Origin of the sequence: Rhizobium sp. ERR 1071 (assembly GCF_007828675.1) — a bacterium.
Lineage (GTDB): Bacteria > Pseudomonadota > Alphaproteobacteria > Rhizobiales > Rhizobiaceae > Rhizobium > Rhizobium dioscoreae.
On record NZ_VITM01000008.1, the window covers coordinates 222,467 to 244,459 of the forward strand.

Sequence of the window (21,993 nt, forward strand, 5' to 3'; positions counted from 1 at the left end):
TACCCACGGTATCAGCCTCGCGTAATGTTTGCTGCTGCCTGTTCGGTGAACTTCGTTCCAGCGTCCTGCGCGCTGGTTTTGCCGAAGGCCACCTCCTCGGCGATCTTCTTCAACAGGAATGCATTCTCGCCGGCGCCGTTCGGTGGGGATGGCGGCAGCGCTCCGACGTGCGGCGTCAGCCGGCCGATATAGTCGACCACCTGCTTGCTGACGGGATCCAGATCCGGCGTCAGGAGGTCGCGGATCTTTTTTGAAGGCGGAACGCCGCGCTCGACTCCGAGTGCCTTCGTGCCTTCTGGGTCTTCGACCAGATAATTGACGAAGGCGACGGCGGCATCCTTGTTTGCTGACGTCGCCGAAACCGACATCAGCATCGACGGCTTCAGATACTGGCCGGGCTTGCTGTCGGCGTTGGCCGGATAGGAGACGATATCGAGCTTTTCCTTGTTCAGACCTTGAATGGCAACGAACTGGTTGGAATGGGCGAAGCTCATCGCTGCTTTTTTGGTGACAAGCATATCGGTTTCGAGCGTCTGCTGATCGAGCGCCTGCACGTCGGCCGGAACACAGGCGCCAATCTTGCGCATGTGACCCCACAGATCGAACCATTCGGTCGCGTCCTTTGCTTCGAAGGCGAGCTTGCCGTCCGTCGTATACAGCGCCTTGCCGCGCTGGCGCAGCCAGCATTCGAGCGCCGGCTCCCCGCCGCTTGCGTCGGCCGTGCCGTAGAAACCGCGACGCTTCTTGGCAGCCGTGACCTTGGCGCAGGCATCGCCGATCTGCTCCCATGTCATGGCGTCATGTGGCGGTTCGACGCCGGCCTCGGTCCAGGCGGCCGTATTGACGACAACCATGAAGGAGTTCACGCCGAGGCTGACACCGTAGATCTTGTTGTCGACCTTGCCGGAATCGATGTTGGCCGGGCCGAAATCCTCGATCGCCAAACTCTTGCCGAGATAGGGCGTCATGTCGAGCAGCGCGCCGCGGCGGGCATATTCGAAGATATAACGATAATCCATCTGGATGAGGTCGGGCGCGTTGCCGCCGCCGGTCTGGGTGGCCAAGCGCGTCCAATAGCTGTCCCAACCGAAGGATTCGCCCGCGATGGCGATATCCGGGTTCTTGGCCTGATAGGCCTTTACCGCCGCAAACGTCCGGTCGCTACGCTCCTTCGATCCCCACCAAAGAAGGCGCATCGCGGTTGCCGCATGGGCGCTTGAAAGTCCGATACCGCTGAAAGCGAGTGTGGCTGCCATGCCGGCTAGCAACTGCCGGCGATCGATCGTCAACGTCATCCTGGTCTCCTCCCCAGTGAACCGATGATTTACGAACTGCTTTGCATGATATAACTATTTGGTTACAAGTTGGATAGAAACGCGACCGCTGTCAAGCGCCAATCGTGCGGCAATCAAAACGATGCATGCCGGAACCGGCAGCATCCGTCGCTAATGCTACCGTTCGGAAGGAGATCGTCCATGGCGGTCAGGGCGAGACAAGAGCCTGAAAATAAAGCGCAAGCGGATGCCGGCAAGACCTTGGGCAAGCGGTCGAGAAAAGCGTCTCGCAATCCGCAGCGCACCCATGCCACGATCCTGGACGCGGCGACGGAGGAATTTGCCGCGCATGGCTTCGGTGGCGCCAGGGTGGATGCAATTGCAGCGCGGGCGCAAACGAACAAGCGGATGCTCTATCATTATTTCGGCGACAAGGAGGGGCTCTATCTCGCCGTGCTGGAGGCGACATATGCGACGATCCGCAACGCAGAAAAGCAGCTGGATCTGGCGCATCGTCATCCGGAAGAGGGGATGCGGGAGCTGGCCTTGTTCACCTGGCGGCATTTTCTAGCGCATCCTGAGTTTCTGAGCCTGCTTGCCACCGAAAACCTGCATCATGCGCATTATCTGCAGCGCTCCGACAAAGTCTCGGCCATGCATTCGCATCTGATCGACGAACTTGCAGACGTGCTGCGCCGTGGGGAGGCGCTTGGCATTTTCCGGCCGGCAGTCGATCCCATATCAGTCTATCTCACGATCGCGGCACTCGGCTTTTTCTATCTGTCGAACCGGCACACCTTGTCGACGATTTTCGCGCGGAAGCTGATGGCACCGGATGCGCTGAATGAGTGGGGTGAGCATATCGTTGCCGTCACGCTCGCTTCGATCCGCGCGTAGTGTTCGGCAGTGCGGCGGTTCGAGAAATTTTCAAAAGGTGATTGACAACGCCGGAGGTAACGCGCGATCTTGTAACCATATGGTTACATTGCTTGGGCGACTAAGCATTTGCTTTCCTGGTTCTGGAGGGAATCGGGCATGGAGGAGATAGCGTGTGCCTGTCGTTACAATGCGGCGTGGCCGGCGATTTGAAGAACCGCTTCTGCAATGAACTGAATAGCCCCTCACCACAGCCCTCTCCCCGTTGGAACGGAGAGAGGGAGCGACAGAGCAAACCAGCTGGCTGTTACTGGTTTCGTGCTGGTCATGGGCTTGAAAGCTCCTTCTCCCCGCAGGCGGGGAGAGGGCTGGGGTGAGGGGCCACGTATATTGGTGCCCTATGCAAATAGACTTGCCTGACCATCACAGGAGCCGACCAGCATCATGACCGAACCATTGACCATCAGGCTTGTCGAGGCCGAGACATTCGAGCGTCCGGTCAAGCTGCGGCTTCCCTTCCGTTTCGGTGCAGCAACCTTGCGCGAGGCGCGGCAGATTTTTCTGCGGATGCGCATCGAGGATGCGCAAGGGCGCTCGGCCGAGGGCATGGCGGCGGAGCTGATGGTACCGAAATGGTTCGACAAATCGCCCGAGCTTTCCAATGCCGACAATGAAAACCAGCTGCGGCGTTCGCTGGTCCTGGCGCTTAATTCCTTAAGAGGTGCTGGTGCGGGAACGGCTTTCGGCCTGCATGCCGCCGTCGAGGCCTCACATCATGCCCAAGCGGCGGCGGAGAAGCTGAACGGGCTTGTCGCATCATTCGGCCTGGCACTTGCCAACCGGGCTATTCTCGATGCGCTCTGCCGGCTGGAGGGACTGACCGTCGCGGAAGCGATCAAGGCGAACCGCCCCGGCATCGATACCTCCACGGCGCGCGATCTCGCGGGCTTCGATCTCTCCGGTTTCCTCTCGACATTGGAGCCTTCGGCAAGCCTTGCCGCGCGCCACACTGTCGGTCTGGTGGATGCGATCGTGCGCGCTGATATCCCGGCAAGCGAGCGGCTGAACGACGGCCTGCCGGAAAGTTTCGAAGAGGCGATCGACGCCTATGGGCTGACGTTCTTCAAAGTGAAGGTGTCGGGCGTTCCCGACGCGGATATCGACCGCCTTTGCCGCGTCGCTGCCGTCATCGATGCCAAGGTGCCGAACTATTCGGTGACGCTCGACGGCAACGAGCAATTTGCCTCTGCAGAGGCTGTTGCCGATCTGCTTTCCCGGGTGAAGGAAGAGCCGAGGCTGGCAAGATTTGCCTCTTCGATCCTATTCGTTGAGCAGCCGATCGCCCGCGCCCATGCCTTCGAGAAGCCGGTGAAGGCGCTTGCTGCCTTCAAGCCGGTGGAGATCGACGAATCCGATGCCGATATCGATGCCTTCGTCACGGCGAGGGGGCTTGGCTATACCGGCATCTCCTCGAAATCCTGCAAAGGCTTCTATCGCTCGCTATTGAACCGCGCGCGCGTCGCCAAATGGAGTGCCGAGGACGGCATTCCCTATTTCATGTCGGCCGAGGATCTGACGACGCAAGGAGGCCTTGCCGTGCAGCAGGATCTGGCGCTCGCATCGCTCATCGGCATGACGCATATCGAGCGCAACGGTCATCATTATGTCGACGGCATGGCCGGCGCGCCGGAGGCGGAGCAGGCCGCTTTCGCCGAGGTGCATTCCGATCTCTACCGCATCAGCAATGGCCGCACGCGGCTGCGGATCGAGGGGGGACAGCTTGCGATCAGTTCCGTTATCGGTGCTGTCGGTCTCGGTTCATCGGTCGCGCCGGATTGGACGGCGATGGAGAGGTCGCCGCACTAGCCTGCAGATGCTGCCGTGCTTGGCCCCTCACCCTAGCCCTCTCCCCGCAAGCGGGGAAAGGGGGCGACATAGCAAAGCATTTAAATTCGCGGCCTGGACAAGCCGCGGGTTTGGTGGGGAACCCCCTCTCCCCGCAAGTGGGAGAGGGTCGCGGTGAGGGGCTTTTGCCGAAGTAAACGCAGGTCATTGCGGCCCCATCATCATTTGCAGACTCTGGAGGAAGAGACATGCAGTCATCGAAAAAACGTTACGCCCTCGTCGGCACGGGTCATCGCGGCACGACTATGTGGGGCAAGGATCTGGTCGAGCGTTGGAGCAACGAGGTCGAGCTCGTGGCGGTCTGCGATCTCAATGCCATGCGGGCAAAGCGGGCTCTGGAGTATATCGGCGCATCGGTGCCCATCTATACCGACTTCGACGAATTGCTGCGGACGGAAAAGCCGGATCTTGTCATCGTCTGCACCCGCGATTCCACCCATGACGATCTGATCGTCAAGGCTATGGAGGCCGGCGCCGATGTCATTAGCGAGAAGCCGATGACGACGACCGTCGACAAAATCAAGCGCATTCTCAATGCCGAGGCACGTACCGGCAAGCGGTTGGATATTTCCTTCAATTACCGCTTCGCGCCGACCGCTGCGAAGATCAAGGAGCTGATCAATTCGGGCATCATCGGCGATGTCACCTCGGTCGACTTCCATTGGTATCTCGACACCAGCCATGGCGCCGATTACTTCCGCCGCTGGCATGCTTATGTCGAAAATTCCGGCAGCCTTTTCGTTCATAAGGCGACGCATCATTTCGACCTTCTGAATTGGTATCTGGATTCCGATCCGGAAACGGTCGCCACCTTTGCCGATCTCAAGCATTATGGCCGCAAAGGCCCGTTCCGCGGCGAGCGCTGTCGCACCTGTCGGTACAAGGGCGAGTGCGACTATTATCTCGACATCAGCGCAACGCCGCTGCTCGAGAGCCTCTATGAAGACCCCTCATCCGTCGATGGGTATGTGCGCGATGCCTGCGTTTTCCGTGAGGATATCGATATCCCCGATACGATGGTTGCCTCCATCCGCTATCGCAACGGCATCAACGTCTCCTATTCCCTGAATACCTATATGCCGATCGAAGGTCATCACATCGCCTTCAACGGACACAAGGGCCGCATCGAGCTGCGCCAATACGAGAAGCAGAACTGGACAACGCCGCCGGCCGACGAGATCGTCGTGATGAAGAATTTCGGCGATGTCGAGCACATATGGGTGCCGCACTCCTCCGGCGGGCACTATGGCGGCGACGACCGGCTGCGTAACATGCTGCTGCGCTCCGGCCCGAATGACGAACTCAAGCAGCGAGCAGGTTCGCGGGCAGGGGCGTTGTCGGTCCTCTGTGGCATTGCCGCGCTACAGAGCAGCCAGACCGGCCAGCAGGTGTCGGTTGCCGATATCTGGGGCGAAGATGGCGGGTTGAACTTGCTGGAACCGCGGCCTTAGGGCCGCGGTATGGAGCTTTCGCGTTTCGAGATCAGCTGCAGCTCGGCAGCTGCTGAGCGTAGATCCGCGTCATGCCGTTGAAGCGCTTGGCGCCGGCAAGAGCGGTTCCATTGCCGCGCCACGCTCCCTGCAGATAACCTTTGGCGCCGGAATAATAGGCGAGATAGAGATCGTAGGAATCGTTCAGGGCAATGCCGGTCTGCAGGTGCGTCTGGTAGTGATACCAGCCGACGAAGTCGATGGCGTCGGCGAAATTGGTGCGGCTTGCCGTCCAATTGCCGGTTTCGCGCTTGTATTTGTCCCAGGTACCGTCGAGCGCCTGCGAATAGCCGTAAGCCGTCGTCGGGCGTTTCCAGGGAATGAAGCCGAGCAAATAGCGCCGCGGCGGGCGGGCGCGCGGCCGGAAGCCGGATTCGGTATAGATCGTCGCCATCAGGATCGGCACGGGCACGCCGTACTTGCGTTCCGTGCGTTCGGCGGCGCGCTGCCAATTGTTGAACCAGCCATCGCGCTGATCGAAGATCGCGCAGATATTGCGGGTATGGCGGGGTGCGGTGGCGCAGCCCGCCAGCACGCTGAGCAGCATTACGGCCAGAATGGAAAGGACGCGGGTACGCATTACTAGAACCCCTTCATTGCTGCGCCGTGCGTCTTCCGGAGGCACGAGGTACGCAGCAACAACCTGCCGACGCATGATCCTTTCCAAAAGTTCGAGGCAGAGCTTTTGGCGGACCGACGCTCATGAGATTGCTAGCGCGGAATGATTAAAAACGGGTTGTTTGCCGGTGCCGAAATGGGGCGATTTCAGGGTGTTTTCATGGATTTGCTGCGTCGCATCATGCCATGCTAGCCATGTCTTCGCGGCGGATTTCATAGAGCAGCGGCTTGCCTTCGATAAAGCGGATGGCTTCATCCACCGCCATCTCACCGAGGCGGGTCCGTTCCAGCCCAACGGCACCTGCAATATGCGGCGTCAGGAAGACGTTCGGCAGCTCGTAAAACGCCGAGGCGGCTTCTGGAATTTCCGGATCGGTGACGTCGATGATCGCGTCGATATGGCCAGTTTTCAGCACGGCGATCAGGGCCGCTTCATCGACTAGTGCGCCGCGTGCCGTATTGATGAACGTCGCCCCCTTCTTCATCAGCGATAGGCGTTGCGCATTAATCATATGGCGTGTGGCGGGCAGCGAGGGTGCATGCAGCGAGACGATGTCGGCCGATGCCATCAGTGCGTCCAGCTCGGCTTTTTCAACACCGAGGCGCGTCGCTTCGGCCGCATTGACCATCGGGTCATAGAGCAGGACGCGGTAGTTGAAGGGAGCCAGCAGTTCGATCACCCGCCGGCCGATCCGCGAGGCGCCGATGATGCCGATGGTGCGGCCGTAATTGCCGATGGCGTCGGCCTGCATTGGTACCGTCCGGTTGCGGTTGCGGTCGGCGACGTAGAAATCGCGAAAGCGGAAGACCTTCTTGCCGGCGAAGATGATGGCGGCAAGCGTGAATTCGGCAACCGGCAGGGCATTGGCCTGTGCCGCGTGGCTCACCAGGATACCGCGATCGAATAGGCTGTCGCCCACTAGTCCTTTCACCGTGCCTGCGGCATGAACCACCAGCTTGAGATGCGGCGCCTGTGCGAGCGCGGCACCATCGATCGTCGACGCCCCCCAGCCGGTGATCAGAATTTCGGTTTCCGCGAGCAGCTTGGCCGCACGCGAATCGTCGAAGCTTTGCATCGGTGCGGCATCGAGTACGCGGCCGATAGAATCGAGGCGCTGAATGAGCGCCTCGGGCAGGACGTGCTGTGTGCGCGACGGTAGCATGGCGAATGATATCGCGGGGCGGCCGGAGAGGGATGGCGTCATGGCAGGCGGCCCGGCGCCTCAATGGCGCTGACCGTAACGCCCTTGTCTCTGATGAGGGCGCGCAGCGCGTCGATATCGGGTTTGGCTGGCGGCCTGCTCCAGGCGTGATCGACGGCAGCTGGGTCTTTCTCCGCAAGTACGGCTGAGACGAGAATGGTCTCGCCAGCAGGAATCGTGCCCCGCAATTGCGGCACCAGCGTTTTGGAAACGATGAGGTTGGTGTTTGGGGGCGCTTTCTGCGCGATGCCTTCACGTGTGATCGTCGAGCCGAGGTCGAGAATGCCGCTGAAATCCTCTTCGCCGATCGCATAGGCGGCACCGGTGGCGGATAAGAGCGTGTCGGCTTCGAAGTCGCGCCGGGCAATGGCAAAGCCGCCTTCGGCTGTCTGCAGGGGTCGTGGCGTGGTGATCCTGTGCAGGCGGACATGCCAGGGCGACGAGGGGATGAGCCATGTCTCTACCGTCACGTCCGGGTAGGGCGACCATTTGGCGTAGAGCGTCTCGCCGGCGAGCTTCGCCTCTTCATTGGTTTCGCGCACGCGATAATGGAGGCCGTCGTCGCTGAAGGCGAGCATGCCGTCGAAGGCCCCGCCGGCAAAGATGCGCTCGTCGCTTTCGATGCTGAAGCCGTAGCGGGCGGAATAGGCGAATTTCGAGTATTTCTCGGCGCCGAAGCGCATCTGCTGGTTTTCCTGGCCGGAAGAGAGTGCCACGACATCGTCCTTGTTGCGCAGCAAAACCATGCCGGGATGCTTTTGCGGGATGATAGCCGGCTCACTTTCCGGAGCCTTTTCTTCCGCTGTCCAGAATGGATGCGTTTCGGGAAGTGCCAGCGGCAGGAAAGCCTTGAAAGCCCAATAGGGCGAGCCGGCGGAATTGTAATTCTCCGACATCAGCAGGTTGGGATAGGCAAAGCCGATCGGCAGCGTGCCGTCGCGATGGGCGATCGGCTTGTCGGCCCACCAACGCAGGTGCCGCAGGCAAAGGCCCTTGATTTCGCCCCAAGGCAGCGCCTCGACATCAGCAAAGGCGAGCGCCGACCAGAAGCCGGCACAGGCGAAGCGATAGGTCAGGCTGCGGCCGAAGGGGATCGTAGCGCCATCGGGCGCGAACCAATGGCGGAAATCCCTCGCGAACAGGATGGCGCGCTCGCGGTAGCGCTCGGAGCGGTCGTCATTGACGAGCTTGGAATAGATCAGCCCGTAAAAGTGCATTGCGAAGGGAATGTAGTGATCGATGCGGCGGACATTGCCGTCGCGATACCAGCCGTCATCGATGTAGAAGCCGTCGAGCTCGTTCAGATAGGTTTCCGTCAGGCTGCGGTCGAAGGTGGCGCCGAGGCGATCGAGCGCGATATCGACGAAGATGCGGAAGAATTTCCAATTGTTGTCGGCGTAGTCGAAGGTGCGGGCGTGCTTGAGATAGGCAATCAGATTGTCGCCGGCGCGCCGATCGAGCGGCTCCCAGATTTTTTCGGGCACGAGCGCCAGCGCGAAGCCGAGGGCGGCCAGTTCGACCATGCGCTGATCGCGGCCGTTAACCGCGCCCCAATATTCCGGATGCTTTGGGTCGACGCCATTGGCGAGGCCTTCAGCGTAGCGGCCCCAGTGGCTGAAGTCGCCGCCGCCGGCGCCGAGCGGAGCCAAGCCCCAGAGGGGACGGGCGAAACCTTCGAGATCGGCGGCGGCGCGGTCGAAATGGGCACCTGCGCCATCGATGCGAACGCGGGCATTGCCTTCGGAAAAATAGGGCAGCAGCGGATCGAACAGATCGGTCAGCGCGCAGCGCATGTCCGTAAGGGTCTTCAGCGGGTTGCCGGCAAGAGGATTGGAGCTGGCGGGGTCGTAGATCATCGGTTCGGCTTTCTCGATCGTTTCCGCGGCTGGGATTGGATTTCAGGTTTCGGGTGGCAGCGTGCCGCCGGCGATCGGCGGGACGCCGTGGCAGATGTGGCGGGCCGGCGCATCGCGGTCGCGGAAGCGTGCGATCATTAGGCCGATGGCTTCTCGGCCGAGAGCTGCGCGATCGACGCGCATGGTTGCCAGGCGGGGATTGGTCATCAGGGCACAGGGAAGATCGTCGAAGCCCACAATGGCAAAATCCTCCGGCACCCGGAGGCCGGCTTCAACAACGGCGTCCAGCACGCCGACGGCGATGAAATCGTTCATGCAGAAGGCGGCGGTATAGCCTTCGCCTGCGGCAAGGATCTCGGCGGTTTTGTCATGGGCTTCCTGGCTGGAGCTGCCGCGAAAATTCATCGGCACGATGCGGCCTTCAGCGCCTTCCACCGAAGCGATCGCCGCCTCGAAGCCGCGGATGCGCTCGCGGATCGTCTGGCGATGCGAGCCGGTCAGATGCAGAATGCGGCGGTGGCCGGCATCAAGGAGGCGCCGGGTTGCGTTGTAGGCGCCGAAGAAATTCGAGGGTGAAACGCCGTCGAAGCGCAGCTTCGGGTCGATGCCGTTGACGAGCACGGTCGGCGTGCCGCTGGTCTCGAGCCACCGGCAGAGCTCTTCCGAGGGGTCGATGCCGACGAGAAAGAGGCCCTCGGCACCGGCGGTCTGCAGATATTCCTTCACCAGTTCCGGTTCCGTCCTTGCCTCCTGAATGAGACGGATGTCGAAGCGCATGCCGCGCTCGGCAGCGCCCGCCCTCAGGCCCTCCAGAATACCCTCATAGAAGACGCTCAAGCCGCCGGTGACGCTGTCGCTGGCGATCAATGCAAGGCCGCCGGCCGCCGTCTCGGCTGCGGTCTTCAGCGGGTAGCCGAGATCGCTTGCCACCTTGAAGATGTGCTGGCGGATCGTCTCGCTGATGCCGGGTTCATTGGTGAGGACCCGCGACACCGTCGAGACGGAGACGCCGGCGGCAGTGGCGATGTCGGCCTGCCTGATGCGTTTGGAGCGAATATCGTTCATGTCGCAAACGCTATGCAAACTTATGCAAATTTGCAATAGAAAGATTTTTTATTGCACAGTGCAATGAAGTTGCATATCGTCGCGCTGACTTGTCCGCTGAAGGCGTCGGGGAGATCGCCGCGGATGACAACGCAAGAGAAGGAGGAATCTCATGCGCATGAACCGTCGTTCTTTCATGATCGGAGCTGCCGGAACCGCAGCTGGCCTTGCCCTTGGGGGAAGCGCAATGCCCGCCTTTGCCGACGCGACGCAGCTCCGGGCCATGTGGTGGGGTTCGCCCGATCGCGGCAAGCGCACGGTCGCCGTTGCCGAACTGTTTCACAGCAAGAACCCCGATCTGTCCGTCATCGGCGAGAGCATCAGCGGCGAGGGTTACTGGGCCAAGCTCGCAACCGGAATGGCGAGCCAGAACATCGCCGATGTCTTCCAGCTCGAGCCAAGCACGATCTCGGATTATTCGAAACGCGGCGCCTGCATGCCGCTCGACCAGTTCGTGCCTTCGACGCTGAATATCGACAGTTTTGGCAAGGACGTGTTGAAGCTGACAACGGTCGACGGCAAGCTTTATGGCGTTGGTCTCGGGCTTAACTCCTTCGCGATGTTCTATGACGAGGATATGTTCAAGAAGACCGGCCTGACACCGCCCGGTCCGACCACGACATGGGCCGAATATGCCGATCTTGCCGTGGAAATGACCAAGGCTGCCGGCAAGCGTGGATATTGGGGCGGTCCTTATGGCGCGCGCTATAATTATGTGCTCGACGTCTGGCTGCGCCAGCGCGGAAAGAGCCTCTTCACGGAAGAGGGCGGGCTCGGCTTCGGCGTCGACGATGCCAAGGAGTGGTATAGCTACTGGGAAGACCTGCGCAAACGCGGCGGCACGGTCTCCGCTGATGTCCAGACGCTCGACCAGAACGTCATCGAGAGCAACTGCCTGGCGCTCGGAAAATCGGCGATCGGCATGGCCTATTCCAACCAGCTGGTTGGCTATCAGCTCGTGGTCAAGAGCAAGCTCGCCGTCACCACGTTGCCGCGCGAAAAGAAGGACGGCCCCTCCGGTCACTATTATCGCCCCGCGCTGATCTGGAGCGTTGGCGCCACCAGCAAGAATGGCGAAGCGGCGGCGAAATTCATCAATTTCTTCGTCAATGATGTCGATGCTGGCAAGATCCTCGGTGTCGAACGCGGCGTGCCGATGTCGCCCGCCGTACGCGCTGCCATCCTGCCGACGCTCAATCCGGTGGAGCAGCAGACGGTGCACTATATCGAGCTGTTGAAGGATCAGGTCGGCACCTATCCCGTGCCGGCGCCCCTCGGCTCCCAGGAATTCGACGCGAACGTCGCCCGCCCCGTCGCCGACCAGCTCGCCTTCGGCAAGATCACAGTTGCCGAGGCGGCGAAGCGGCTGGTGGAAGAAGGTGCGGCGAAATTGAAGCGGAAGGGTTGAGTGGAGTTTATCCGGGCTTTGTTATATGCCGCGCCGCTGTCACCCCCCTCTGTCACTTCGTGACATCTCCCCCACAAGGGGGGAGATCGGTAACTCGCGGGCATGCTGTACCTCAAGGAAACATCGAATCCGGTCAAATTGCTGTTTATTGTTTTACGAGTGACGAGCGGCAAACTCCTAACGATCTCCCCCCTTGTGGGCAGGGCTATCGCATATGGAGGCGGATGAGCACCATAAGCTCCTTCTCCCCTTGGGGAGAAGGTGGCCCGGGGTCGGATGAGGGGGTTATCGATTTGAATTCATGGATTTTTGTGGTCTTGGCGGGCACCCCCTCATCCGCCTGGCGGCACCTTCTCCCCGCTGGGGAGAAGGGGACAGCGGCGATCTCCGCTCATATGCGATAGCCCTGCCCTTGTGGGGGAGATGTCCCGATAGGGACAGAGGGGGGTATCGCACCCTCCTCAAAGTCTGCCGTTACTTCCCGTCCCAGGGCTTCAGTGCATCCTGCTTCATCCTGCGCTGTTCTTCCGGCGCAAGCTTGTAATCCCCCTTATAGGGTGCGCTTTCGAACGAGCCATAGGTCGGATTGGCGATGGCGATCCAGTCGTGGCCGAAATGCGCGGCATTGGCCTCGAAGACCTTCTGGCGCTCTTCGACCGTACCCTTGTAGTCGTCAGTGAAGTCGCCGAAATTGTCGCCGAACATCAGGAGAATGCGATAGTTCTTGGCGATGAAGGCGCGGCGCGTGCCCTTGGCAGAACCCCAGTCCGGCTGCTCCTTGGCGCTCAGGAAAGTGTCGACATTGTCGCCCATCGGAAAACCGAAGCGCTTCATTTCTTCAACGGTCGGACCTTCCTCATCGGCGGTGCGGTTGGTGACGTAGAAGACCTTCACGCCTTTTGATGCTGCATATTGGGTGAATTCCACCGCGCCGGGAATCGGCTTGTCCTGTTGGGCATTCACATACTGCGTCCAGGTTTCCGGCTTGAAGCTCGTACCCGCCGTGACATTACGCGCCTGATAAGGCGACGTATTGAGCACGGTATCATCGACATCGAGGATGATGGCGGGCGGAAAGTCCTGGAAATTACCTGTTTGCTCGACCGGAGCTGCGGTCCAGTTCTTGTCGGCCAGTGCTTCGTCGAGCCTGATACGGCCGAGCGCATAGGCACCAAGCGCGTTGGCCTGCGCCTCCACCGACGTCTGATCCCAAAGAACGGCATTGAGATTGTCGTCGGGCATGGCGGCCGGCAAATCGGCGGCCAAAGCCGGCAAGGCAGACGCGAGGCCGATCACGAATGTCAGGCGCCCTAGATATCTATTTTCCACTCCGTTCTCCTTTATGAAATTCCGGAAATCAACTCATCGCATTAACGATTTTAAACAGGCATCAAAGTCCTGACCCGGATAAGGATAGTTTGCGCGCAGACGGAATGTGTCAAGTATATGACAGCTGGCGGATCCGGGTTCAGTTGATTTTGATTTGCGGTCCCTGCCTGTGCCAAGCGCCTCCATGCGGCGGCATTTTTGACAAAGGTCATGCTGGAGCTCTGAAACGATAAAATGCCGGGATCCTTTCAGACCCCGGCACCGCCGCATCTCCAAGTGCGGTTGCTTATTTCTTCGCGTCGGCCCAGCTCTTGACCAGTTCGTCATAATTGACGGTGATCGGCTTTTCCTTTTCGTTGGCGATCTTCAGCTGCGGAGCGAGATGGCCGTTCTTGACGGCATCGGCGTTCCAGTAGGCAAGATCGTGCTCTTCGGCGAGCTTCGGTCCGATGTCGCCCTGAACGCCTGCGCGTTCCAGGCGCTGCATGACACGTTCCTGATCGGCGCAAAGTGCATCCATGGCTCCTTGCGCATCCTTGGCGCCGGAAGCGGCATCGCCGATCGCCTGCCACCAGAGCTGTGCGAGCTTCGGATAGTCAGGAACGTTCGTGCCGGTCGGCGACCATTGCACGCGGGCCGGCGAGCGGTAGAACTCGATCAGGCCGCCGAGCTCCGGCGCGCGCTTGGTGAAGCTCTTATCGCGGATGGTGGATTCGCGGATAAAGGTGAGGCCGACATGGCTCTTCTTCACGTCCACCGTCTTCGAGGTGACGAACTGCGCATAGAGCCATGCGGCCTTGGCGCGGTCGACCGGGGTCGACTTCATCAGCGTCTAGGAGCCGACGTCCTGATAGCCGAGCTTCATGCCGTCCTTCCAGTAGACGCCATGCGGCGACGGCGCCATGCGCCACTTCGGCGTGCCATCCGAATTCATGACCGGCAGGCCGGGCTTGACCATGTCGGCGGTGAAGGCCGTGTACCAGAAGATCTGCTGGGCGATATTGCCCTGTGCCGGAACCGGGCCGGATTCCGAGAAGGTCATGCCTTGGGCTTCCGCCGGAGCGTATGCCTTCAGCCAATCGAGATATTTCTGGATCGAGTAGACGGCGGCCGGTCCGTTGGTATCGCCGCCGCGGGCAACGCAGGAGCCGACAGGACGGGAATTGGCATCGACCTTGATGCCCCATTCGTCAACCGGCAGACCGTTCGGCAGGCCCTTGTCGCCGTTGCCGGCCATGGAGAGCCAGGCGTCGGTGAAGCGCCAGCCGAGCGACGGGTCCTTCTTGCCATAGTCCATATGGCCGAATACCTTCTTGCCGTCGACATCGCGACCGGTGAAGAACTGGGCGATATCCTCATAGGCCGACCAGTTAACCGGTACGCCGAGCTCATAGCCATACTTGGCCTTGAAATCGGCCTTGTTCTTCGGGTCGTTGAACCAGTCGTAACGGAACCAGTAGAGGTTGGCGAACTGCTGGTCGGGGAGCTGATAAAGCTTCTTGTCGGGAGCGGTCGTAAAGCTGGTGCCGATGAAATCGGCGATATCGATGCCCGGATTGGTGACGTCCTTGCCCTCGCCAGCCATCCAGTCGGTCAGGTTGCGAACCTGCTTGTAGCGCCAATGCGTGCCGATCAGGTCGGAATCGTTCACCCAGCCGTCATAGAGGTTCTGGCCGGTCTGCATCTGCGTCTGGATCTTCTCGACGACGTCGCCTTCCTGGATGACGTCGTGGGTGACCTTGATGCCTGTTATGGCGGTGAAGGCCGGGGCCAGAACCTGCGATTCATACTGGTGTGTCGTCAGGGTTTCCGACACGACCTTGATTTCCATGCCCTGGAAAGGCTTGGCCGCATCGATGAACCACTGCATTTCCTTTTCCTGGTCGGCGCGCGAGAGCGTCGAGAGATCGCCGATCTCCTTGTCCAGGAATGCCTTGGCTTCGTTCATGCCGGCATGCGCCGTGCCGGCCAGGGCCAGCAAGGCAACTGCCGTTGTCGTCAAGAGATGCCGTCGCATATATTCCTCCCTACAGGTTGCGAGTGCATTGTCAGCCAGCCGGATTTCCGGCCATCTGTATCGATTTGCCTTACTGCTCCGCATGACCGGATGGGCAACGGGGCGGTAACGGTTTGAATTTCCGCGTCAGACCAGACGGAAGACGCCGATGGCGTAGATCACGGAAAGAGCAAGAGCCCACCACAGGCTTGGGCCTCCCAGACCCAGCCAGGCGAGATGGATGAAGGCGGCGCCGAGCAGCGAAATGAACAGCCGGTCGCCACGCGTCGTTTCGAAGCGCAGGATGCCGAGGCGCGGATGGCCGCCGGGCGAAACATACTCCCACACAGCCATGCCGATCAGCAGCAGCAGGATCGTCGCGAAAAACAGCGCCGTCGGCAGCGTCCAGGCCATCCAGGAAAAGTCTGTATTCATGGCGGTTTTCCTTTAGACGCGGCCGAGCGCGAAGCCCTTGGCGATGTAGTTGCGGACGAAATAGATGACGAGCGCGCCGGGAACCAAGGTCAGGACACCGGCGGCGGCAAGCAGGCCCCAATCCATGCCGGCGGCCGAGACGGTGCGCGTCATGATGGCGGCGATCGGCTTGGCGTCGGTCGTGGTCAAGGTGCGGGCGATCAGCAGTTCCACCCAGGAGAACATGAAGCAGAAGAAGGCGGCGACGCCGATGCCGCTTGCGATCAGCGGAATGAAGATCTTGATGAAGAAGCGCGGGAACGAATAGCCGTCGATATAGGCCGTCTCGTCGATTTCCTTCGGCACGCCGGACATGAAGCCTTCGAGGATCCAGACCGCCAGCGGCACGTTGAAGAGGCAGTGCGCCAGCGCGACGGCGATATGGGTATCGATCAATCCGAAGGCCGAATAGAGCTGGAAGAAGGGCAGTGCAAAGACCGCCGGCGGCGCCATGCGGTTCGTCAGCAGCCAGAAGAAGACGTGCTTGTCGCCGAGGAAGCGGTAGCGCGAGAAGGCATAGGCTGCGGGAAGGGCGCAGGCGACCGAGATCACCATGTTCATGACGACATAGGTGATCGAGTTGATGTAGCCCTTGTACCAGGACGGATCGGTGAAGATGATCGTGTAGTTGCGCAGCGTCGGCTGGTGCGGATAGAGCGTTAGGCCGCTGACGATCTCCTCATTGGTCTTGAAGCTCATATTGACGAGCCAGTAGATCGGTAACAGCAGGAAGACGATATAAAGCGTCGGCACAAGCCACGCCCACCGCCCCTTTTCGCCGTGACGGCGGGCAACCCGCGCGCTTGTCGCAGCAGTCGCGTTCGCGGCGGCGTCGGAAGCGGCCATCTTGTGCATCGCGGCGTTATCGGCCGTGGTGGAGAGGGGTTTGCCGCTCATCGGCTTTCTCCCGCATCGTAATTGGTCATGACGGTGTAGAAGACCCAGGACAGTAGGAGCACGATCAGGAAATAGATCAGCGACATGGCCGCGGCCGGGCCGAGGTCGAACTGGCCGAGCGCCATCTTCACGAGATCGATCGACAGGAAGGTCGTGGAATTGCCGGGGCCGCCGCCCGTCACGACGAAGGGTTCGGTGTAGATCATGAAACTATCCATGAAGCGCAGCAGCACGGCGATCAGCAACACGCGGTTCATCTTCGGCAGCTGAATGTAGCGGAAGACGGACCAGCGCGAGGCGCCGTCGATCTTGGCCGCCTGGTAGAAGGCATCCGGAATGGAGGCGAGGCCGGCATAGCAAAGCAGCACGACGAGGCTCGTCCAGTGCCAGACGTCCATGATGATGATCGTCGCCCAGGCGTCCGCCGGATCGGAGACGTAATTGTAGTCGATGCCGAGATTGACGAGGACATAGCCCATCAAGCCAATGTCGCTGCGGCCGAAGACCTGCCAGATCGTGCCGACGACGTTCCAGGGGATCAGCAGCGGCAAGGCCATCAGCACGAGGCAGACGGGAACGCCGATGCCCTTCTTCGGCATGTTGAGCGCGATGAAGATGCCGAGCGGCACCTCGATCGCCAGGATGACGAAGGAGAAGATCAGGTTGCGGATCATCGAATCCCAGAAACGACCGGAATGGAGGATCTCTTCGAACCACTGTGTGCCCGCCCAGAAGAATTGATTGTTTCCGAAGGTGTCCTGCACCGAATAGTTAACGACGGTCATCAGCGGAATGACGGCGGAAAAGCCGACGAGCAGCAGAACCGGAATGAGCATGAACCAGGCTTTGTTGTTCCAGGTCTTGTCCATCGTCAGGCTCCCATCTCGATGCGCCAGGAGTCGGCGTAGATATTGATGCCGGCGGGATCGAAGGCGATGTGCGGCTCGGCCGGCACCGTCTGGTCCTCGCCGATGACCGCCACGATCTCCTGGCCGTCGAGTTTGGCGCGGACCACCTTGCGGCGGCCGAGATCCTCGACCTTGGTAACTGTGGCGGGCATGCCCTCGCGGCCGATGCGGACGAATTCGGGGCGAATGCCGAGTTCGGAACGGCCGGCCCGCTTTTCTTTCGGCGCGCCGGGCAGCGCGATCATACGGTTGCCGATACGCGCGCTATTGCCTTCGATTTCGACAGGCATGACGTTCATGCCGGGCGAACCGATGAAATAGCCGACGAAGGTGTGGCGCGGGCGCTCGAAGAGATCGTTTGGCGTGCCGATCTGCACCACTTCGCCATTGTACATGACCACGACCTTGTCGGCGAAGGTCAGCGCTTCCGTTTGATCGTGGGTGACATAGACCATGGTGAAGCCGAAGCGGCGGTGGAGCTGCTTCAGCTGCGAGCGCAGCACCCACTTCATATGCGGGTCGATGACGGTCAGCGGCTCGTCGAATAGGATGGCGTTGACATCCGAGCGCACTAGACCGCGGCCGAGCGAGATCTTCTGCTTGGCATCGGCCGTCAGGCCGCGCGCCTTGCGGTGGGCGCTGTCGGAAAGGCCGATCATCTCGATGATCTCGTCGACCTTGCGCTTGACCTCTGTCTCCGGGATATGCCGGTTGCGCAGCGGGAAGGCAAGATTGTCGTAGACCGTCATCGTGTCGTAGACGACCGGGAACTGGAAGACCTGCGCAATGTTGCGCTCCTGGGTCGACAGCCGCGTCACATCCTTGCCGTCGAAGAGGATGCGGCCTTCGGAAGCCTGCACCAGGCCCGAAACAATGTTGAGAAGCGTGGTCTTGCCGCAGCCGGAAGGGCCGAGCAGCGCATAGGCGCTGCCGTCCTCCCAACTGTGGTTCACTTCCTTCAGCGCATAGTCGGCGTCGGATTTAGGATGATCGTTGTAGGCGTGCCTGATGTGGTCAAGATCGATGCGGGCCATAGTCTCTCCTCAGGCGGCTTGTTGCAGGGCGGGAGTGACGGCGGCGCCATCGGTGTCGAAGACCATGATGTGGCGCGGATCGATGTAGACATCGATCGCATCATCGACATCGATATCTTGCACGCCCTGTGTCAGCATCACCCAGCGCTGACCGGCAAAATCGATATGAATGAAGCTCTCCGAGCCGGTGATTTCGGTCACCATGACACGCGCCGGGGCGGCGACGGCTTCCGGCGTCTGCGGCGCGAGCGCGAGATGATGCGGCTGAAAGGCGATTGTGTAGCGGCCATCCGGCCGATCCTCCAAGCCCCTTGGTACGGGCAGGCGAATATTGCTGTCGAGCAGGAATTCCCGGCCGCGTTTATCGAGCGCGATTGTATTTAGCGGCGGATCAGCAAAGGTGGTGGCGGTAATCAGGTCGCGAGGATTGCGGAAGACATCGATCGTCGGCCCGAATTGCGTGATGCGGCCTTCCGCCAGGGTCGCCGTATTGCCGCCAAGGAGCAACGCTTCGGAGGGTTCAGTGGTGGCGTAGACGAAGATGGCACCGGATTCGGCGAAGATTTTCGGCAATTCGGCGCGCAGCTCCTCACGCAGCTTGTAGTCGAGATTGGCGAGCGGCTCGTCGAGCAGCACGAGGCCGGCATTCTTGACGATGGCGCGGGCAAGTGCCGTACGCTGTTGCTGGCCGCCGGAAAGGCTCAAGGGAAGGCGATCAAGGAAGGGGCCGAGGCGCAAAAGATCGGCTGCCTTTTTTACTTCCTTGTCGATGGACGCCGCGCTCTTGCCGCTCAACCGCATCGGCGAGGCGATGTTGTCATAAACGGTCATGGCGGGATAGTTGATGAATTGCTGGTAGACCATGGCGACGTTGCGGCGCTGCACCGGCTGGCCGGTGACATCCTTGCCATCGACGTGGATCGTGCCAGTGGTCGGCTTATCGAGGCCGGCCATCAGCCGCATCAGCGACGTTTTGCCAGACAGCGTTGGCCCCAGAAGCACGTTCAACGTGCCGCGCTGCAGCGTCAGATTTGTTTCGGCAATATGGGTTTCGCCGCCGACAGACTTCGATGCGCCCCTGAGTTCAAGCACGATAGATTCCTTCCATGCGCCGCATATCGATGCTGCCGCGAGGATCGCGAAGAGACTGATCCGTCCGGAAATGCCGTCGCCGGGCGGTGTCTATTGCTGAGATTATGGTTGTCGGGAGGTGGATTGTGCCGATCTGCCTGTGGAAACATCGCATCGGCTTGAATGGTGCCGCGCGAGGTCAATGGAGGTGCGGCCGATGCCGCAAACCAAGCCGTTTTCCGTATTGATCTGATTTTCGGACAATTATTCCTCCCCTTGTTTCGATTTGCATCCCTCACGCGAAAACCGAAACAAGAATGACGATAAATGAAGATAAAGGAATGTCAAACGAAAATTGACCGCGTTTCAGTTTCGCTTCATGAATCTCATCTCTGGCGTGCTTTAGCGATTTATTCTCAATCCGGTAAGCAATTGATTGAATTGCAAATGGAGGCTGGTGTCCCTTTCGATGCGTCCACTCGCATCATGGCCGGACGGAGCCTGATCGCCCGTCCGAACAGTCGTGCGTTTCGGAGCCTGGCACTGAGTGCGAGGCAGGATCTGCAATATCCGGCGGTGAATAGGGAAGGTGATCGATGGCAGGATGCGGGATGGAGCTCATGCCCAAGCTCCATTCACGGGCGTCTGCCCTGCCTGCTTATCATTTGCTCGAAACGATGAAATCTGCCATGTGCGCGCTCGCGCCGTCATCGTTTACCGACGCAGAACCGCCCCTCAAGCATTATGAGGAGCGGCAGTTTTCGAAATGGACGGGACTTAGCGCGCCGCCCAGTTGGCGCCGCGGCGGAAGATGGTCTTCATCTGCGGGACGTCGAATTCCTTGGCCTGATGGCCGAGCGAGGAATAGAAAACGCGGCCCTGGCCGTATTTGCGCTTCCATGCGACCGGCATGACGACGCCGTCGATCCAGTAGGCATGATCGCCGGTGAAGGTGGTGGTCGCCAGCACCTCGTTCGAGGGGTCGACATGCATGTAATATTGCTCCGACGTGTAGGGGAAATCGGTAATCCCCTCCATGATCGGATCGTCCGGGCGGGTGATATTGACCGTATAGTCGATGATATTGCCGGGATGGGCGACCCATTGGCCGCCGATGATGAACTGGTACTCGACGCTCTCGCGGAAACTATCGCCAGCACCGCCATGATAGCCGGCTATGCCGACGCCGCTTTCGATCGCAGCGGCGAGGTTCTTCACCTCCTCCTTCTCGATCTTCGACATGGTGACGATCGGCACGATCAGGCTAAGATCATGGATCGAAGGGTCGGCAAAGGCCTCGGTGCTGTTTTCGAGATAGACCTTGAAACCGTCCTCTTCCAGCATGTCGCGGATGATGTGGGCGCATTCCTGCGGTTCGTGGCCGCTCCAGCCGCCCCAGACGATAAGTGCTTCACGCATGATAATCCTCCTGAAATTACTTGGTTAGCGGCCGATCTGCCCATCCACCAGGGATTCGGACAGAGGGGCGGGACGCTCCGTTTGCGTCGTGATGGCGACCGTGCGACCCGTATCGGAAGCCGTCTGGAAGGCTTCCATGACCTCGAGCACATGCAGCGCGAGGCTGCCATTGGCGCGGTGGGGACGGTTCGAGCGGATGGCGTGCGCCAGATCGGCGACGCCGAGCGAACGGTAATTGCCGTCGGCATAGGGCGCGGTGATCTCGCGCTCGGCAAATTCGCCGCCCTTCTTCAAAAACTCCACCGGGCCGCCGAAGCGGTTGGGATCGGGCACGATTAGCGTGCCTTCGGTGCCGTAGACTTCGAGTGGAACATGCTTGTGGCCGGCGACATCGAAGCTCATGCCGATCTGGACGACCGCGCCATTGGCAAAGGCCATGACACCGGCGACGTGTGTCGGCACATGCACGGGGATGTGTTCCCCATTACGGGGTTCGCTGGTGATGATGCGTTCCTTACGCGGCGTGACGGCAAAGCCTGCCACCTCCGAGACGGGACCGAGCAGATTGACGAGATCGGTGATGTAATAGGGACCCATATCGAGCATCGGGCCGCCGCCGACTTCATAATAGAAAGCCGGATTCGGATGCCAGCGCTCATGGCCGGGGCACATGAAGGTAGCGGTGCCACCGACCGGGATGCCGATCGCGCCCTCGTCGATGATCGCGCGCGCCGTCTGGTGACCGCCGCCGAGGAAGGTATCGGGGGCAGCGCCGATGCGCAGCCCCTTGGCGGTAGCGGCATCCGCCAGCTTCTTGCCTTCGGCGAAATTGATGCCGAGCGGCTTTTCCGAATAGGTGTGCTTGCCGGCATCGAGCGCCTGCAGACCGACGGCGACATGCGCCTTCGGAATGGTCAGGTTGACGATGATCTCGATCGAGGGATCGGCAAGCAGCGTGGCGATGTCGACCGCTTTCAAGCCGAATTCAGCGGCCTTTGCCTCGGCGAGCTCGCGATTGAGGTCGGCGACACCTTTGATGTCGAGAATGGGAAAGGATTTCATGGCGGTGAGATAGGCGCCGGAAATGTTCCCGCAGCCGATGATGCCGATGCCGACCTTGTTCATAAGATTC

The 21,993-nt window shown here is 60.4% G+C and carries 18 protein-coding genes and 1 pseudogene; 5 read left to right on the plus strand and 14 right to left on the minus strand.

The window, feature by feature from the left end; all coding sequences use genetic code 11:
- Window positions 1–11: 11 nt before the first annotated feature.
- Window positions 12–1,295: an ABC transporter substrate-binding protein gene (locus FBZ99_RS24720; RefSeq protein ID WP_113331514.1), complete on the minus strand. Its 1,284-nt coding sequence runs from the start codon at window positions 1,293–1,295 to the stop codon at window positions 12–14.
- A gap of 180 nt (window positions 1,296–1,475) precedes the next feature.
- Here FBZ99_RS24720 and FBZ99_RS24725 point away from each other — a divergent pair, with 180 nt between their 5' ends.
- The 3 genes from FBZ99_RS24725 (at window position 1,476) to FBZ99_RS24735 (ending at window position 5,506) form a co-directional block, all read left to right on the plus strand.
- Entirely contained in the window at window positions 1,476–2,171 is a 696-nt protein-coding gene (locus FBZ99_RS24725; RefSeq protein ID WP_113352696.1) for a TetR/AcrR family transcriptional regulator, read from the plus strand.
- A 423-nt stretch (window positions 2,172–2,594) separates the two neighbouring features.
- Complete coding sequence (locus tag FBZ99_RS24730) at window positions 2,595–4,016, plus strand: mandelate racemase (protein ID WP_145635495.1); 1,422 nt, start codon at window positions 2,595–2,597, stop codon at window positions 4,014–4,016.
- 227 nt (window positions 4,017–4,243) lie between these two features.
- Window positions 4,244–5,506, plus strand: a complete 1,263-nt coding sequence (locus FBZ99_RS24735) for a Gfo/Idh/MocA family protein (RefSeq protein WP_145635498.1) — start codon at window positions 4,244–4,246, stop codon at window positions 5,504–5,506.
- Between the two features lie 31 nt (window positions 5,507–5,537).
- On the opposite strand, the gene FBZ99_RS24740 is transcribed toward FBZ99_RS24735, so the two are convergent.
- The 4 genes from FBZ99_RS24740 to FBZ99_RS24755 all read right to left on the minus strand — a co-directional run bounded on the left by FBZ99_RS24740 (window position 5,538) and on the right by FBZ99_RS24755 (window position 10,286).
- Window positions 5,538–6,125, minus strand: coding sequence for a transglycosylase SLT domain-containing protein (locus FBZ99_RS24740; protein WP_145635528.1), 588 nt, complete (start codon window positions 6,123–6,125; stop codon window positions 5,538–5,540).
- A 217-nt stretch (window positions 6,126–6,342) separates the two neighbouring features.
- Complete coding sequence (locus FBZ99_RS24745; RefSeq protein WP_145635500.1) at window positions 6,343–7,368, minus strand: hydroxyacid dehydrogenase; 1,026 nt, start codon at window positions 7,366–7,368, stop codon at window positions 6,343–6,345.
- Window positions 7,365–9,221, minus strand: a complete 1,857-nt coding sequence (locus FBZ99_RS24750) for a DUF2264 domain-containing protein (protein ID WP_145635502.1) — start codon at window positions 9,219–9,221, stop codon at window positions 7,365–7,367. The genes FBZ99_RS24745 and FBZ99_RS24750 overlap by 4 nt, the downstream gene beginning before the upstream one ends.
- A 42-nt stretch (window positions 9,222–9,263) precedes the next feature.
- Complete coding sequence (locus tag FBZ99_RS24755; protein WP_145635504.1) at window positions 9,264–10,286, minus strand: LacI family DNA-binding transcriptional regulator; 1,023 nt, start codon at window positions 10,284–10,286, stop codon at window positions 9,264–9,266.
- A 151-nt stretch (window positions 10,287–10,437) separates the two neighbouring features.
- On the opposite strand from FBZ99_RS24755, the gene FBZ99_RS24760 reads away from it, so the two are divergent.
- Window positions 10,438–11,733, plus strand: coding sequence for an ABC transporter substrate-binding protein (locus tag FBZ99_RS24760; RefSeq protein ID WP_145635506.1), 1,296 nt, complete (start codon window positions 10,438–10,440; stop codon window positions 11,731–11,733).
- A gap of 474 nt (window positions 11,734–12,207) precedes the next feature.
- Here FBZ99_RS24760 and FBZ99_RS24765 read toward each other — a convergent pair whose 3' ends face one another.
- The 7 genes and pseudogenes from FBZ99_RS24765 to FBZ99_RS24795 all read right to left on the minus strand — a co-directional run bounded on the left by FBZ99_RS24765 (window position 12,208) and on the right by FBZ99_RS24795 (window position 19,463).
- Complete coding sequence (locus FBZ99_RS24765; protein WP_113421209.1) at window positions 12,208–13,062, minus strand: 5'-nucleotidase, lipoprotein e(P4) family; 855 nt, start codon at window positions 13,060–13,062, stop codon at window positions 12,208–12,210.
- Window positions 13,063–13,348: 286 nt separating this feature from the next.
- Window positions 13,349–15,079, minus strand: a pseudogene (locus FBZ99_RS24770) (ABC transporter substrate-binding protein).
- Window positions 15,080–15,205: 126 nt separating this feature from the next.
- Window positions 15,206–15,493 carry a DUF2160 domain-containing protein gene (locus tag FBZ99_RS24775; RefSeq protein ID WP_113331541.1) on the minus strand — a complete coding sequence of 96 codons (288 nt, stop codon included), beginning with the start codon at window positions 15,491–15,493 and terminating at the stop codon, window positions 15,206–15,208.
- A gap of 12 nt (window positions 15,494–15,505) precedes the next feature.
- On the minus strand, window positions 15,506–16,378 hold the full coding sequence (locus FBZ99_RS24780; RefSeq protein WP_233788642.1) for a carbohydrate ABC transporter permease: 873 nt from the start codon (window positions 16,376–16,378) through the stop codon (window positions 15,506–15,508).
- Between the two features lie 47 nt (window positions 16,379–16,425).
- Window positions 16,426–17,298, minus strand: coding sequence for a carbohydrate ABC transporter permease (locus tag FBZ99_RS24785; RefSeq protein WP_113331545.1), 873 nt, complete (start codon window positions 17,296–17,298; stop codon window positions 16,426–16,428).
- A 2-nt stretch (window positions 17,299–17,300) separates the two neighbouring features.
- Window positions 17,301–18,371 (minus strand): ABC transporter ATP-binding protein, encoded by a 1,071-nt coding sequence (locus tag FBZ99_RS24790; RefSeq protein ID WP_145321938.1) that lies wholly within the window; start codon window positions 18,369–18,371, stop codon window positions 17,301–17,303.
- Between the two features lie 9 nt (window positions 18,372–18,380).
- Complete coding sequence (locus FBZ99_RS24795; RefSeq protein ID WP_145635509.1) at window positions 18,381–19,463, minus strand: ABC transporter ATP-binding protein; 1,083 nt, start codon at window positions 19,461–19,463, stop codon at window positions 18,381–18,383.
- Between the two features lie 306 nt (window positions 19,464–19,769).
- On the opposite strand from FBZ99_RS24795, the gene FBZ99_RS33360 reads away from it, so the two are divergent.
- Window positions 19,770–20,123 (plus strand): hypothetical protein, encoded by a 354-nt coding sequence (locus FBZ99_RS33360; RefSeq protein WP_145321942.1) that lies wholly within the window; start codon window positions 19,770–19,772, stop codon window positions 20,121–20,123.
- A gap of 96 nt (window positions 20,124–20,219) precedes the next feature.
- On the opposite strand, the gene FBZ99_RS24805 is transcribed toward FBZ99_RS33360, so the two are convergent.
- Both FBZ99_RS24805 and FBZ99_RS24810 read right to left on the minus strand, forming a co-directional pair.
- Entirely contained in the window at window positions 20,220–20,861 is a 642-nt protein-coding gene (locus FBZ99_RS24805) for a ThuA domain-containing protein (protein WP_113331552.1), read from the minus strand.
- A gap of 24 nt (window positions 20,862–20,885) precedes the next feature.
- Window positions 20,886–21,986 carry a Gfo/Idh/MocA family protein gene (locus tag FBZ99_RS24810; protein ID WP_145321944.1) on the minus strand — a complete coding sequence of 367 codons (1,101 nt, stop codon included), beginning with the start codon at window positions 21,984–21,986 and terminating at the stop codon, window positions 20,886–20,888.
- Between the last annotated feature and the right edge of the window lie 7 nt (window positions 21,987–21,993).